The organism is Microbacterium sp. (assembly GCF_011620715.1).
Classification (GTDB): domain Bacteria; phylum Actinomycetota; class Actinomycetes; order Actinomycetales; family Microbacteriaceae; genus Microbacterium.
In genome coordinates this window covers 1-12,060 of the sequence record NZ_WOYP01000079.1, presented here as the reverse complement: position 1 = coordinate 12,060, position 12,060 = coordinate 1, and the positions used below count along the sequence as shown (strand labels likewise).

General features: G+C 66.5%; 22 protein-coding genes and 2 pseudogenes. All 24 read left to right on the top strand.

Annotated features, from left to right (window positions below; translation table 11 throughout):
- Window positions 1-269 (top strand): annotated as a pseudogene (locus tag QZV84_RS07845) (50S ribosomal protein L2); the annotation flags it as partial.
- Window positions 270-281: 12 nt separating this feature from the next.
- A complete protein-coding gene (gene rpsS, locus QZV84_RS07840; RefSeq protein ID WP_257501491.1) occupies window positions 282-563 on the top strand; it encodes a 30S ribosomal protein S19 in 282 nt (93 codons plus the stop codon).
- Between the two features lie 21 nt (window positions 564-584).
- Window positions 585-1,001 (top strand): 50S ribosomal protein L22, encoded by a 417-nt coding sequence (gene rplV / locus QZV84_RS07835; protein ID WP_292827864.1) that lies wholly within the window; start codon window positions 585-587, stop codon window positions 999-1,001.
- On the top strand, window positions 1,001-1,762 hold the full coding sequence (gene rpsC / locus QZV84_RS07830; protein WP_292827861.1) for a 30S ribosomal protein S3: 762 nt from the start codon (window positions 1,001-1,003) through the stop codon (window positions 1,760-1,762). Before rplV ends, rpsC begins: the two co-directional genes overlap by 1 nt.
- Window positions 1,762-2,181, top strand: coding sequence for a 50S ribosomal protein L16 (gene rplP / locus QZV84_RS07825; RefSeq protein WP_005050509.1), 420 nt, complete (start codon window positions 1,762-1,764; stop codon window positions 2,179-2,181). The genes rpsC and rplP overlap by 1 nt, the downstream gene beginning before the upstream one ends.
- Window positions 2,181-2,495 carry a 50S ribosomal protein L29 gene (gene rpmC, locus QZV84_RS07820; RefSeq protein ID WP_292827857.1) on the top strand — a complete coding sequence of 105 codons (315 nt, stop codon included), beginning with the start codon at window positions 2,181-2,183 and terminating at the stop codon, window positions 2,493-2,495. Before rplP ends, rpmC begins: the two co-directional genes overlap by 1 nt.
- Complete coding sequence (rpsQ, locus tag QZV84_RS07815; RefSeq protein ID WP_292827854.1) at window positions 2,495-2,854, top strand: 30S ribosomal protein S17; 360 nt, start codon at window positions 2,495-2,497, stop codon at window positions 2,852-2,854. The genes rpmC and rpsQ overlap by 1 nt, the downstream gene beginning before the upstream one ends.
- 33 nt (window positions 2,855-2,887) lie before the next feature.
- Window positions 2,888-3,256, top strand: coding sequence for a 50S ribosomal protein L14 (gene rplN, locus QZV84_RS07810; RefSeq protein WP_292827852.1), 369 nt, complete (start codon window positions 2,888-2,890; stop codon window positions 3,254-3,256).
- 3 nt (window positions 3,257-3,259) lie between these two features.
- Window positions 3,260-3,619 (top strand): 50S ribosomal protein L24, encoded by a 360-nt coding sequence (gene rplX / locus QZV84_RS07805; RefSeq protein WP_292827850.1) that lies wholly within the window; start codon window positions 3,260-3,262, stop codon window positions 3,617-3,619.
- Entirely contained in the window at window positions 3,619-4,203 is a 585-nt protein-coding gene (gene rplE / locus QZV84_RS07800; RefSeq protein WP_292827847.1) for a 50S ribosomal protein L5, read from the top strand. The genes rplX and rplE overlap by 1 nt, the downstream gene beginning before the upstream one ends.
- Before the next feature lie 150 nt (window positions 4,204-4,353).
- Entirely contained in the window at window positions 4,354-4,752 is a 399-nt protein-coding gene (gene rpsH, locus QZV84_RS07795) for a 30S ribosomal protein S8 (RefSeq protein WP_292827844.1), read from the top strand.
- 6 nt (window positions 4,753-4,758) lie between these two features.
- Complete coding sequence (gene rplF, locus QZV84_RS07790) at window positions 4,759-5,295, top strand: 50S ribosomal protein L6 (protein WP_292827841.1); 537 nt, start codon at window positions 4,759-4,761, stop codon at window positions 5,293-5,295.
- A 2-nt stretch (window positions 5,296-5,297) separates the two neighbouring features.
- Window positions 5,298-5,657 (top strand): 50S ribosomal protein L18, encoded by a 360-nt coding sequence (gene rplR / locus QZV84_RS07785; RefSeq protein WP_292827838.1) that lies wholly within the window; start codon window positions 5,298-5,300, stop codon window positions 5,655-5,657.
- A gap of 35 nt (window positions 5,658-5,692) precedes the next feature.
- Window positions 5,693-6,361: a 30S ribosomal protein S5 gene (gene rpsE, locus QZV84_RS07780; RefSeq protein WP_292827877.1), complete on the top strand. Its 669-nt coding sequence runs from the start codon at window positions 5,693-5,695 to the stop codon at window positions 6,359-6,361.
- A complete protein-coding gene (gene rpmD / locus QZV84_RS07775; protein WP_257509088.1) occupies window positions 6,361-6,546 on the top strand; it encodes a 50S ribosomal protein L30 in 186 nt (61 codons plus the stop codon). Before rpsE ends, rpmD begins: the two co-directional genes overlap by 1 nt.
- A complete protein-coding gene (gene rplO, locus QZV84_RS07770; RefSeq protein WP_292827830.1) occupies window positions 6,546-7,151 on the top strand; it encodes a 50S ribosomal protein L15 in 606 nt (201 codons plus the stop codon). The genes rpmD and rplO overlap by 1 nt, the downstream gene beginning before the upstream one ends.
- Window positions 7,152-7,251: 100 nt before the next feature.
- Entirely contained in the window at window positions 7,252-8,574 is a 1,323-nt protein-coding gene (gene secY, locus QZV84_RS07765) for a preprotein translocase subunit SecY (RefSeq protein WP_292827828.1), read from the top strand.
- Between the two features lie 2 nt (window positions 8,575-8,576).
- Entirely contained in the window at window positions 8,577-9,170 is a 594-nt protein-coding gene (locus QZV84_RS07760) for an adenylate kinase (RefSeq protein ID WP_292827874.1), read from the top strand.
- Between the two features lie 15 nt (window positions 9,171-9,185).
- A complete protein-coding gene (gene map, locus QZV84_RS07755; protein ID WP_292827871.1) occupies window positions 9,186-10,028 on the top strand; it encodes a type I methionyl aminopeptidase in 843 nt (280 codons plus the stop codon).
- On the top strand, window positions 10,028-10,717 hold the full coding sequence (locus QZV84_RS07750) for a thioredoxin domain-containing protein (RefSeq protein ID WP_292827825.1): 690 nt from the start codon (window positions 10,028-10,030) through the stop codon (window positions 10,715-10,717). Before map ends, QZV84_RS07750 begins: the two co-directional genes overlap by 1 nt.
- A 151-nt stretch (window positions 10,718-10,868) precedes the next feature.
- Window positions 10,869-11,090, top strand: coding sequence for a translation initiation factor IF-1 (gene infA, locus QZV84_RS07745; RefSeq protein WP_017201569.1), 222 nt, complete (start codon window positions 10,869-10,871; stop codon window positions 11,088-11,090).
- Window positions 11,091-11,178: 88 nt separating this feature from the next.
- A complete protein-coding gene (gene rpmJ, locus QZV84_RS07740) occupies window positions 11,179-11,295 on the top strand; it encodes a 50S ribosomal protein L36 (RefSeq protein WP_056224002.1) in 117 nt (38 codons plus the stop codon).
- A 237-nt stretch (window positions 11,296-11,532) separates the two neighbouring features.
- Window positions 11,533-11,907, top strand: coding sequence for a 30S ribosomal protein S13 (gene rpsM / locus QZV84_RS07735; RefSeq protein WP_091703727.1), 375 nt, complete (start codon window positions 11,533-11,535; stop codon window positions 11,905-11,907).
- 37 nt (window positions 11,908-11,944) lie between these two features.
- A pseudogene (locus QZV84_RS07730) lies at window positions 11,945-12,060 on the top strand (30S ribosomal protein S11); the annotation flags it as partial.

Genomic DNA, 12,060 nt, shown 5'->3' with positions numbered 1-12,060 from the left:
CCACGATCGGCGAGGTCGGCAACGCCGAGCAGTCGAACATCAACTGGGGCAAGGCAGGCCGCAACCGCTGGAAGGGCGTCCGCCCGACCGTCCGCGGCGTCGCGATGAACCCGGTCGACCACCCGCACGGTGGTGGTGAGGGCAAGACGTCCGGTGGACGTCACCCCGTGACTCCGTGGGGCCAGAAAGAGGGCCGCACGCGTCATGCCAACAAGGAAAGCGACAAGTACATCGTCCGTCGTCGCAACGCCGGCAAGAAGCGCAAGTAGGAGCAGAGGAAGATGCCACGCAGTCTTAAGAAGGGCCCCTTCGTCGACGAGCACCTGCTTCGCAAGGTCGTCGTCCAGAACGAAGCGGGAACCAAGAACGTCATCAAGACCTGGTCACGTCGTTCGATGATCGTGCCGGCCATGCTCGGCCACACGATCGCCGTCCACGACGGTCGCAAGCACATTCCCGTGTTCGTGACCGAGACCATGGTCGGCCACAAACTGGGCGAATTCGCGCCCACCCGCACCTTCCGCGGCCACGAGAAGGACGACAAGAAGGGCCGTCGCCGCTAGGCGATGCGAGAGGAGAGAGAAATGGTGGAGTCCATCGCACGAGTGCGACACATCCGCGTGACCCCTCAGAAGGCTCGTCGTGTCGTCGCCCTCATCAAGGGCAAGCAGGCCCAGGAGGCCCTCGCCATCCTGAAGTTCGCGCCGCAGGCAGCGAGCGAGCCGATCGGCAAGCTGGTTGCAGCTGCGATCGCGAACGCTCGGGTCAAGGCCGACAAGGACAGCGAGTACCTGGACGAGCGGGATCTGTACGTGGCCAACGCGTACGTGGACGAGGGGACGACGCTCAAGCGCTTCCAGCCCCGCGCCCAGGGTCGCGCGTTCCAGATCAAGAAGCGCACGAGCCACATCACGGTCGTGCTCTCGACGCCGGAGGTGGCGGTCTCGACAGGCTCGACCACCGGCGGGAAAGCAGCCAAGACGAAGAAGGCGAGCAAGTAATGGGCCAGAAGGTAAACCCGTACGGCTTCCGCCTCGGCATCACCACCGACCACGTGTCGCGCTGGTTCTCCGATTCGACCAAGCCCGGACAGCGCTATGCCGACTACGTGGCCGAGGACATCAAGATCCGCAAGCTGCTGCAGTCGAGCCTCGACCGCGCCGGAGTGAGCAACATCGAGATCGAGCGCACGCGTGACCGCGTCCGCGTCGACATCCACACCGCCCGCCCGGGCATCGTGATCGGCCGCCGCGGCGCCGAGGCCGAGCGCATCCGCACCGACCTCGAGAAGCTCACCGGCAAGCAGATCCAGCTGAACATCCTCGAGGTCAAGAACCCCGAGGCCGATGCCCAGCTGGTCGCACAGGGCATCGCCGAGCAGCTCTCCGCCCGCGTGGCATTCCGCCGCGCGATGCGCAAGGGCCTGCAGGGTGCTCAGCGCGCCGGCGCCAAGGGCGTTCGCATCCAGGTCTCCGGCCGCCTCGGCGGCGCCGAGATGAGCCGTTCGGAGTTCTACCGCGAAGGCCGTGTGCCCCTGCACACCCTGCGCGCGAACATCGACTACGGCTTCTACGAGGCCAAGACCACCTTCGGCCGCATCGGCGTGAAGGTCTGGATCTACAAGGGCGATCTCACCAACAAGGAACTCGCTCGCGAGCAGGCCAATGCGCCGAAGGCACCCCGTGGTCGCGACGACCGTGGTGGCGACCGTCGCCGTGGCCCCCGCAGCGACGCCCCCGTCGCAGAAGGAGCGTCTGCCTGATGCTTATCCCCCGCAAGGTCAAGTACCGCAAGCAGCACCACCCGGGTCGTTCGGGCCAGGCCACCGGTGGCACCAAGGTGTCGTTCGGTGAGTTCGGCATCCAGGCGATCACGCCCGCCTACGTGACCAACCGCCAGATCGAGTCCGCTCGTATCGCGATGACGCGTCACATCAAGCGCGGCGGAAAGGTGTGGATCAACATCTACCCGGACCGTCCGCTGACCAAGAAGCCGGCCGAGACCCGCATGGGTTCCGGCAAGGGTTCGCCCGAGTGGTGGGTCGCGAACGTCAAGCCCGGTCGCGTCCTGTTCGAGGTCGCCGGCGTCAACGAGCAGCTCGCTCGTGAGGCCCTGACCCGGGCCATTCACAAGCTGCCCCTGAAGGCACGCATCATCAAGCGCGAGGAGGGCGACGCGTAATGGCGATCGGCACCAAGAAGCTCGCCCCGAGCGAGCTCGACACGTTCGAAGACCAGCGCCTCGTCGAGGAGCTGCGCAAGGCCAAGGAGGAGCTGTTCAACCTGCGCTTCCAGTCGGCCACCGGCCAGCTCGAGAGCCATGGCCGCATCCGTGCGGTCAAGCGCGACATCGCGCGGCTCTACACCGTCATCCGTGAGCGCGAGCTCGGCATCCGTGCCACGCCCGCGCCCGTGGAAACGGTGACGAAGGCGAAGAAGACGAAGGCCAAGAAGGCGGATGCCGCCGACTCGGCCGTGAAGGAAGAGGCCGAGTAATGGCTGAAAAGACGAAGCCGGCCACGGAGTCCGCCCCGGAGGCAGCCGAGGCGGAGGCCGAGGCCAAGGGTCACGAGTCGTCCGCACGCGACATCCGCGACATCGACGCCCGCGGTTACCGCAAGGCCCGCCGCGGCTACGTGACCAGCGACAAGATGGACAAGACGATCGTCGTAGAGGTCGAAGACCGCGTGAAGCACCCGCTTTACGGCAAGGTCATCCGCCGCACGTCGAAGGTCAAGGCGCACGACGAGGCGAACTCCGCCGGCATCGGCGACCTGGTCCTGATCAACGAGACCCGTCCGCTGAGCGCCACCAAGCGCTGGCGTCTGGTCGAGATCCTCGAGAAGGCCAAGTAGGCCCCGGCCTGCTTGGAACCCAAGGAGTAAGACATGATTCAGCAGGAATCCCGAGTCAAGGTTGCCGACAACACCGGCGCCAAGGTGCTGCTCACCATTCGCGTGCTCGGCGGCTCGAAGCGCCGCTACGCGGGCCTCGGTGACACCATCGTCGCGACCGTCAAGGACGCGATCCCCGGTGGCAACGTGAAGAAGGGCGATGTGGTCAAGGCCGTCATCGTCCGCACCGTCAAGTCCACGCGCCGTCCCGACGGCTCGTACATCAAGTTCGACGAGAACGCCGCCGTCATCCTGAAGACCGACGGGGAGCCCCGCGGCACCCGCATCTTCGGACCGGTAGGTCGCGAGCTTCGTGACAAGAAGTTCATGAAGATCGTCTCGCTGGCGCCGGAGGTCATCTAAGTCATGGCGAAGATCAAGAAGGGCGACCTGGTTCAGGTCATCTCGGGCGCCAAGCCCGAGCGCGGCGGCGACCGCGGCAAGCAGGGCAAGGTCCTCGAGGTCCTCGCCGAGCAGAACCGCGTCATCGTCGAGGGCGTGAACTACGTCACGAAGCACAACCGCGTGGGCCAGACCCAGCGCGGCACCAGGACGGGCGGCATCGAGACCTTCGAGGCTCCCATCCACATCTCCAACGTCGCCATCGTCGACCCCTCGACCAAGCAGCCGACCCGTGTCGGTCACCGGCTCGAGGAGCAGACGAAGGACGGCGTGAAGCGCACCGTCCGCGTGCGCTACGCGAAGAAGTCAGGCAAGGACCTCTGATGAGCACCACCACTGCTGCGCCGGTTGGCAAAACCCTGCCGCGCCTGAAGCAGAAGTACCAGGCTGAGATCAAGAAGCAGCTGCAGGACGAGTTCGGCTATGCCAACGTCAACCAGATCCCCAGGATCGTCAAGGTCGTCGTCAACACCGGTGTCGGCGAGGCGGCTCGCGACAGCAAGGTGATCGATGGTGCGGTCGAGGACCTCACCAAGATCACCGGCCAGAAGCCCGTCGTCACGGCGGCGCGCAAGTCGATCGCGCAGTTCAAGCTGCGCGAGGGCCAGGCCATCGGCGCGCACGTCACCCTCCGCGGTGACCGCGCCTGGGAGTTCCTGGACCGGCTCGTCTCGCTCGCGCTTCCCCGGATCCGCGACTTCCGCGGTCTGTCGCCCAAGCAGTTCGACGGCAACGGCAACTACACGTTCGGCCTGCAGGAGCAGTCGGTCTTCCACGAGATCGACCAGGACAAGATCGACCGCGTCCGCGGCTTCGACATCACCGTGGTGACCACGGCGAACACGGATGCCGAGGGTCGTTCTCTTCTGCGCGCCATCGGCTTCCCGTTCCGGACCGAGGACAACTAGATACTGCGGTTGTCGAGTAGGCGGCGAAGCCGTCGTATCGAGACACGATACGCCGCTGACGCGGCTACTCGATCACCGATTCACAAAGATCATCGAAGGTCGGCTCTCGTGTAACGGCAGCCGAAACCGAATGAACAAAGGAAACAGCTCATGACAATGACAGACCCGGTCGCAGACATGCTGACCCGTCTGCGCAACGCGAACTCGGCGCACCACGACTCCGTGTCGCTGCCGAGCTCCAAGCTCAAGACCCACATCGCCGAGATCCTCAAGCGCGAGGGGTACATCGCCGATTGGAGCGTCGAAGACGCCCGCGTCGGACAGACCCTGTCGATGACGCTGAAGTACGGTCCGAACCGCGAGCGGTCGATCGCCGGCATCAAGCGCGTCTCCAAGCCCGGTCTTCGCGTGTACGCGCGTTCGACCGAGATCCCCACGGTTCTGGGTGGCCTCGGCGTCGCCATCCTGTCCACCTCCTCCGGTCTGCTGACCGACCGCCAGGCCGAGCAGAAGGGCGTGGGTGGGGAAGTCCTCGCCTACGTGTGGTGATCTGACATGTCGCGTATTGGACGTCTTCCGATCGACATCCCCGCTGAGGTGACCATCTCGGTCAACGGGCAGGAAGTCGCGGTCAAGGGCCCGAAGGGCGAGCTCGCGCTCACCGTCGCACGCCCCATCGAGGTCAAGATCGAAGAGGGTCAGGTGCTCGTCAGCCGTCCCGATGACGAGCGCGAGTCGCGTTCGCTGCATGGCCTGACCCGCACCCTCATCAGCAACAACATCATCGGGGTGACCCAGGGCTACACCAAGGGCCTCGAGGTCGTCGGCACCGGTTACCGCGTCGCGCAGAAGGGCGGCTCGGTGGAGTTCGCCCTCGGCTTCTCGCACCCGGTGCTCGTCGAGCCGCCCGCGGGCATCACGTTCACGGTCGAGGGCAACAACAAGGTCACCGTGAGCGGCATCGACAAGCAGGCGGTCGGCGAGGCCGCTGCGAACATCCGCAAGATCCGCAAGCCCGAGCCCTACAAGGGCAAGGGTGTGCGGTACGCCGGCGAGGTCGTTCGTCGCAAGGCCGGAAAGAGTGGTAAGTGACCATGGCTGTCAAGACAAAGACTCAGGCGCGTACGCGCCGTCACGCCCGCCTTCGCAAGAAGGTCGTCGGCACCGAGCTGCGTCCGCGCCTGGTCGTGACCCGCTCGGCCCGCCACGTCTTCGTCCAGGTGGTCGACGACGCCAAGGGTCACACCCTGGCATCGGCATCCACCCTCGAAGCGGACCTGCGGGCGTTCGACGGTGACAAGACCGCCAAGGCGCGCAAGGTCGGCGAGCTCGTCGCCGAGCGCGCGAAGGCCGCAGGCATCGAGGACGTCGTGTTCGACCGCGGCGGCAACCGCTACGCGGGCCGTGTCGCGGCGATCGCCGACGGCGCCCGCGAAGGGGGACTGAACCTGTGAGCGATGCAGTGACCAACAACAACGGGGAGACCGAAGTGGCAGTGGATGCCGAGCAGACCGCGCCCGAGGCGGCGGCTGCGACCGAGGCGGCGCCCGAGCGTGAGCGCGAGCCGCGCCGCGGTGGCCGCGAGCGCAACCCGAACCGCGATCGCGGTTCGCGTGACGCAGACAAGAGCCAGTTCCTCGAACGCGTCGTCACGATCAACCGCGTGTCGAAGGTCGTCAAGGGCGGCCGTCGCTTCAGCTTCACGGCGCTGGTCGTCGTGGGCGACGGCAACGGCGTCGTGGGTGTCGGGTACGGGAAGGCTCGCGAGGTTCCCCTCGCGATCTCGAAGGGCGTCGAAGAGGCCAAGCGCAACTTCTTCCGCGTTCCCCGCGTCGGCGTGACCATCCCCCACCCCGTCCAGGGTGAGGCTGCAGCCGGTGTGGTGCTGCTGCGCCCCGCCGCGGCCGGTACCGGTGTCATCGCCGGTGGCCCCGTGCGCGCCGTGCTCGAGTGCGCCGGCATCCATGATGTCCTGTCGAAGTCGCTCGGCTCGTCGAACACGATCAACATCGTGCACGCGACCGTCGCGGCGCTGAAGCAGCTCGAAGAGCCCCGCGCGGTCGCCGCGCGTCGCGGACTCGAGTTCGACCAGGTCGCCCCAGCCCGCCTCGTGCGTGCAGAGGCCGAGGCCGCCGCCGCTGCGAAGGTAGGTGCCTGATGGCCGCCCGACTCAAGGTCACACAGACGAAGTCAAAGGTGAGCGAGAAGCAGAACCAGCGTGACACGCTGCGCAGCCTCGGTCTGAAGCGGATCGGCGACACCGTCGTCCGTCCCGACGACGCGCAGACGCGCGGTTACGTCAAGACCGTCGCCCACCTCGTGAAGGTTGAGGAGATCGACTAATGGCCGAGAAGGCTGAGAAGGCAGAAAAGAAGGTCGCCGTCGACGCGAAGGCTCCCGAGGAGTCGACGTCGAAGGCGCCCGCCAAGGCTGCCCCCAAGAAGGCGCCTGCCAAGGCTGCCGCACCGAAGGCCAAGGCCGCTCCGAAGGCGGATGCCGCGGCATCCCGCCCCGGCGTGCTCAAGGTGCACCACCTGCGTCCCGTTCCGGGCGCCAACACCGCGAAGACCCGTGTCGGTCGCGGTGAGGGCTCCAAGGGCAAGACCGCAGGCCGTGGCACCAAGGGCCAGAAGGCCCGCTACCAGGTCAAGGCCGGCTTCGAGGGTGGGCAGATGCCCCTCCACATGCGCACTCCCAAGCTGCGCGGGTTCAAGAACCCGTTCCGCGTGGAGTACCAGGTGGTCAACCTCGAGAAGCTCGCCGAGCTGTACCCCAAGGGCGGAGACGTCACCATCGGCGACCTCGTCGCCAAGGGTGCCGTTCGCAAGAACGAGAAGGTCAAGGTGCTCGGCACCGGCGCGATCGACGTGAAGCTCACGGTTTCGGTAGACAAGGTCTCCGGCTCGGCTGAGCAGAAGATCGTCGCTGCAGGCGGTTCCGTCACCTAGCCGCACCCAGCCGGGGCCGGAGCATGCTCCGGCCCCGCTGGGTTACCCTGGAGGTCGACGCGCCCGCGTGCGTGTCGGCATCCCCTCTGGAGGCATCCTCTTGTTCAGCGCCATCGCGCGGGTCTTCCGTACCCCCGACCTTCGTCGGAAGATCGCATTCACCCTGGCGATCATCGCCCTGTATCGTTTCGGCGCGCACGTCCCCGCGCCGTTCGTCGATTTCCCCAACGTGCAGGCCTGCCTCAAGCAGAGCGCCGGCACCGAGGGGCTGCTGTCGCTGGTCAACCTGTTCTCCGGCGGCGCCCTCCTGCAGCTGTCGATCTTCGCGCTCGGCGTCATGCCCTACATCACGGCGACGATCATCGTGCAGCTGCTGCGCGTCGTGATCCCGCACTTCGAGACCCTTTACAAGGAGGGCGCGGCCGGCCAGTCCAAGCTCACGCAGTACACGCGCTACCTCACGATCGCGCTGGCACTGCTGCAGTCCACCACGCTGGTCACGGTCGCCCGCAGCGGTCAGCTGTTCGGAACGACCGGCATCCCGGAGTGCGAGCAGCTGCTCACCAACGACGTGTGGTGGGCGCAGCTGCTGATGATCATCACGCTGACCGCCGGCACCGGCCTCATCATGTGGTTCGCGGAGCTGGTCACCGAGCGGGGGATCGGCAACGGAATGTCGATCCTGATCTTCACCTCGATCGCGGCGACCTTCCCCGCCTCGATGTGGGCGATCTGGCAGTCGCGTGGCTTCGAGACCTTCCTGGTCGTGCTCGCGGTCGGCATCCTGGTCGTGGCGCTGGTGGTGTTCGTCGAGCAGTCGCAGCGGCGCATCCCGGTGCAGTACGCCAAGCGCATGGTGGGCCGTCGCACCTATGGCGGCACGAACACGTACATCCCGATCAAGGTCAACATGGCCGGCGTGGTGCCGGTCATCTTCGCCTCGTCGCTGCTGTACATCCCCGCGCTCATCGCGCAGTTCAACCAGCCCCAGGCAGGGCAGGAGGCGCAGGGATGGGTCGCCTGGATCGCCCAGTACCTGACCTCGGGTGACAGCCCGGTCTACATGCTGGTGTACTTCCTGCTGATCGTGGGCTTCACGTACTTCTACGTGGCCATCACGTTCAACCCGGTCGAGGTCGCCGACAACATGAAGAAGTACGGCGGCTTCATCCCCGGCATCCGGGCGGGGCGTCCGACGGCCGAGTATCTCGACTACGTGCTGACACGCATCACGCTGGCCGGTTCGCTCTACCTCGGCTTCATCGCCCTGTTGCCGCTGATCGCCCTGGCGGCGGTCGGCGCGAACCAGAACTTCCCGTTCGGCGGCGCCTCGATCCTGATCATCGTGGGTGTCGGTCTCGAGACGGTCAAGCAAATCGACGCGCAGCTTCAGCAGCGCCACTACGAAGGGCTCCTGCGATGACAATTGCACGCCTCCTGATCGTCGGCCCGCAAGGCTCCGGCAAGGGAACCCAGGGAATCCGCATCGCCGATGCGTACGGCATTCCGGCCATCTCGACCGGCGACATGTTCCGCGCCGCGGTCGCGAGCGGGTCCGATCTCGGCAACCAGGTCACCGAGATCATGCAGTCGGGCAACCTCGTCCCCGACGAGCTGACCAGCGCGGTGGTGCGCGACCGTCTGACGCAGGCGGATGCCGCGCAGGGCTTCCTGCTGGACGGCTACCCCCGAAACGTCGGTCAGGTCGCCGACCTGGACGCCTTCCTGGCCGGCCGCGGCGAACAGCTGGACGCCGTCATCGAGCTGGTCGTCCCGCGCGAGGAGAGCATCGAGCGCCTGACGCTGCGCGCCGCCGAGCAGGGTCGTGCCGATGACACCGAAGAAGCCATCGCGAACCGTCTGGCGATCTACGAGCGCGAGACGGCCCCGATCCTGGACGTGTACCGGGAGCGCGGCATCGCGGTCGAGATCGACGGCGTCGGCACCCTCGACGAGATCACCGATCGCCTCATCGCCGCTCTGGAGGGGCGCGGGCTGAGCCGCTCGACCGCCGCCTGAGTCGTGAGCCCTCTGCTGCCGACGCGCCGGTCGATCTACAAGACGCCTGCACAGCTGCGCGCGATGATCGAACCCGGCCTCATCACAGCCGCCGCGCTGGACGCGGTGCGCGCCCTGATCGCCCCCGGTGTCACGACTCTGGAGCTGGATGCCGCGGCATCCGCTGTCATCACCGGTCGCGGTGCGAAGTCGAACTTCCAGATGGTGCGCGGGTACCGCCACACGATCTGCGCGTCGGTGAACGAGCAGGTGGTGCACGGGATCCCGTCGGCGCGCGGCCTGGAGCCCGGCGACATCGTCTCGATCGACGCGGGCGCCGAGTTCGAGGGCTGGAACGGCGACTCGGCGTTCACCGCCGTCGTGCCCGACGCGTCGCGGCCTGCGCTGGTGGCGGAGCGGGAGGAGCTCTCGCGGGTGACCGAGGGGTCGCTGTGGGCCGGAATCGCTGCGCTGGCCACCGCCCGCCATCTGGGCGAGGTGAGCGCCGCCGTGCAGGACCACATCGACGGCGCGGGTCACGGCTACGGCATCCTGCGGGAGTATGTCGGTCACGGCATCGGCCGCAAAATGCACGAATCGCCTTCGGTCTTCAACTACCGGGTTCCCGACCCCGGCGCGCAGGTGCGCCCCGGGCTCGCTGTGGCGATCGAGCCGATGGTCGTGATCGGCGACCAGGCGACCTTCGTCGAGGACGACGAGTGGACGGTCTCCACGGTCGACGGCACGGCCGGCTCACATTGGGAACATAGCGTCGCCGTGCATGATGGCGGCATCTGGGTGCTGACTGCGCCCGACGGCGGCGCAGCGGGCCTGGCGCCGTTCGGTGTCATTCCCCGCGAGATCGGAGAGGAAACGTGATGGCTGCCACTGCGCGCAAGACGAACTGGTTCGCGATCTGGGTGAGTGTCGCGGTCGTGGTGGTGCTGGTGCTCGTCGCGGTGCTGGTCGTGTGGATGAACAACAGCGCCGGCAACCCCGCGCCGGGCCCCACGCCGGATGCCGCGAACATCGACGTCGAGACCGGCGCGATCGCGGTCGGCGACGCCGACCAGACGATGGACACGTACATCGACTTCATGTGCCCCATCTGCGGCCAGTTCGAGCAGGCGTACGGCGAGTCGATCCAGAGCCTGGTGGACGACGGCACGATCACCCTCAACATCCATCCGATCTCGATCCTGGACCGCGCCTCGTCGGGCACCGAGTTCTCCACCCGCTCTGCGAACGCGATGTACTGCGTCGCGGCGGCGGACGGCACCGCGGCCGTGCCGTTCATGCAGGCGATGTTCGCGAACCAGCCCGAAGAGGGCTCGGCGGGTCTGACGAACGAGCAGATGCTCGCGATCGCCGCCGGCGTGGGCGTGACCGGAATCGACTCGTGCGTGAACGACGGCGAGTACTCGTCGTACGTGACCGCCATGACCGACAAGACGCCCGTCGCCCCGGGCGCGAGCGGCATCGGCACCCCGACGATCGCGATCAACGGCGAGGTCATCGCGAACTCGAGCCTGCCCGCCCCGGCGGATCTGGCGACGCTGTTCGAGTGAGAGACGCTGTTCCGGCAATGCCCCGGTTTGCCGGCCCCGCCGATATCACGTATGCTTGATCCTTGGTGCGTTGCGCCTTCATCGGCGTGTCCACGCACCAGAACCCAAACCCAACCGCAGACCGACCAGTCTGCTGAGCGTTAGCGAGTGTATGGCGAAGAAAGACGGTGTCATCGAGATCGAAGGCGTGATCTCCGAGGCGCTGCCCAACGCGATGTTCCGCGTTGAGCTGAGCAACGGGCACAAAGTCCTCGCCACGATCTCGGGCAAGATGCGGCAGAACTACATCCGCATCATTCCGGAGGACCGCGTCGTCGTGGAGCTGAGCCCCTACGACCTCACGCGCGGCCGGATCGTCTACCGCTACCGCTAGACCGGTCGAGAAGTAACACCCCAGTTCGGTCCCTGAGCTCGTCGAAGGGCCGGCTGCCCGGTGAAGACAGCGAACAGGAAAATCACAAATGAAGGTCAACCCCAGCGTCAAGCCCATCTGCGATCACTGCAAGGTGATCCGCCGTCACGGCGTCGTCATGGTCATCTGCAAGTCGAACCCGCGTCACAAGCAGCGCCAGGGTTGAGCCGAATCGGATCAATGCGAGATCGAGTAGCGCGCCAGCGCGTATCGAGATCCACGCGTTGATGCGCTTGCGGCTCAAGATCGAGTAGGCGCGTCAGCGCCGTATCGAGATCCCGCGAACCACCACAACTGAACACACGACCGGCAGGACCAGATCCTCTTCGGAGGGGACACCTCGGGCTGGAGGCCCGGGCACCGATCCTGCTCCACACCTCCACGACACTCCCAGGAGAACCGCATGGCACGTCTTGCCGGCGTTGACATCCCGCGCGACAAGCGCGTGGTGATCGCCCTCACGTACATCTACGGCGTTGGTCCGAACCGCTCGAAGGACATCCTCGCAGCGACCGAGATCAGCCCCGACATCCGCGTCAAGGACCTCAGTGACGACCAGCTGATCCAGCTGCGCGACTACATCGAGGGCAACTACAAGGTGGAGGGTGACCTGCGCCGCGAGGTCGCCGCCGACATCCGCCGCAAGGTCGAGATCGGCTCCTACCAGGGCATCCGCCACCGCCGCGGTCTGCCCGTGCACGGTCAGCGCACGAAGACCAACGCACGCACCCGCAAGGGACCCAAGCGCACCGTCGCCGGCAAGAAGAAGGCGCGCTAGGCCGCCGCCTGCGCATCAGGATTCAGGAGAATCGCACATGGCTGCACCCAAGACCGCCGCGCGCAAGCCGCGTCGCAAGGAAAAGAAGAACATCGCGCTGGGCCAGGCCCACATCAAGTCGACGTTCAACAACACGATCGTCTCGATCACCGA

Bases quoted from the DNA above. Each gene is read 5' to 3' on its own strand.
- rpsS (WP_257501491.1), top strand. From the start codon at position 282: ATGCCACGCAGTCTTAAGAAGGGCCCCTTCGTCGACGAGCACCTGCTT.
- rplV (WP_292827864.1), top strand. From the start codon at position 585: ATGGTGGAGTCCATCGCACGAGTGCGACACATCCGCGTGACCCCTCAG.
- rpsC (WP_292827861.1), top strand. From the start codon at position 1,001: ATGGGCCAGAAGGTAAACCCGTACGGCTTCCGCCTCGGCATCACCACC.
- rplP (WP_005050509.1), top strand. From the start codon at position 1,762: ATGCTTATCCCCCGCAAGGTCAAGTACCGCAAGCAGCACCACCCGGGT.
- rpmC (WP_292827857.1), top strand. From the start codon at position 2,181: ATGGCGATCGGCACCAAGAAGCTCGCCCCGAGCGAGCTCGACACGTTC.
- rpsQ (WP_292827854.1), top strand. From the start codon at position 2,495: ATGGCTGAAAAGACGAAGCCGGCCACGGAGTCCGCCCCGGAGGCAGCC.
- rplN (WP_292827852.1), top strand. From the start codon at position 2,888: ATGATTCAGCAGGAATCCCGAGTCAAGGTTGCCGACAACACCGGCGCC.
- rplX (WP_292827850.1), top strand. From the start codon at position 3,260: ATGGCGAAGATCAAGAAGGGCGACCTGGTTCAGGTCATCTCGGGCGCC.
- rplE (WP_292827847.1), top strand. From the start codon at position 3,619: ATGAGCACCACCACTGCTGCGCCGGTTGGCAAAACCCTGCCGCGCCTG.
- rpsH (WP_292827844.1), top strand. From the start codon at position 4,354: ATGACAATGACAGACCCGGTCGCAGACATGCTGACCCGTCTGCGCAAC.
- rplF (WP_292827841.1), top strand. From the start codon at position 4,759: ATGTCGCGTATTGGACGTCTTCCGATCGACATCCCCGCTGAGGTGACC.
- rplR (WP_292827838.1), top strand. From the start codon at position 5,298: ATGGCTGTCAAGACAAAGACTCAGGCGCGTACGCGCCGTCACGCCCGC.
- rpmD (WP_257509088.1), top strand. From the start codon at position 6,361: ATGGCCGCCCGACTCAAGGTCACACAGACGAAGTCAAAGGTGAGCGAG.
- rplO (WP_292827830.1), top strand. From the start codon at position 6,546: ATGGCCGAGAAGGCTGAGAAGGCAGAAAAGAAGGTCGCCGTCGACGCG.
- QZV84_RS07750 (WP_292827825.1), top strand. From the start codon at position 10,028: ATGGCTGCCACTGCGCGCAAGACGAACTGGTTCGCGATCTGGGTGAGT.
- infA (WP_017201569.1), top strand. From the start codon at position 10,869: ATGGCGAAGAAAGACGGTGTCATCGAGATCGAAGGCGTGATCTCCGAG.
- rpmJ (WP_056224002.1), top strand. From the start codon at position 11,179: ATGAAGGTCAACCCCAGCGTCAAGCCCATCTGCGATCACTGCAAGGTG.
- rpsM (WP_091703727.1), top strand. From the start codon at position 11,533: ATGGCACGTCTTGCCGGCGTTGACATCCCGCGCGACAAGCGCGTGGTG.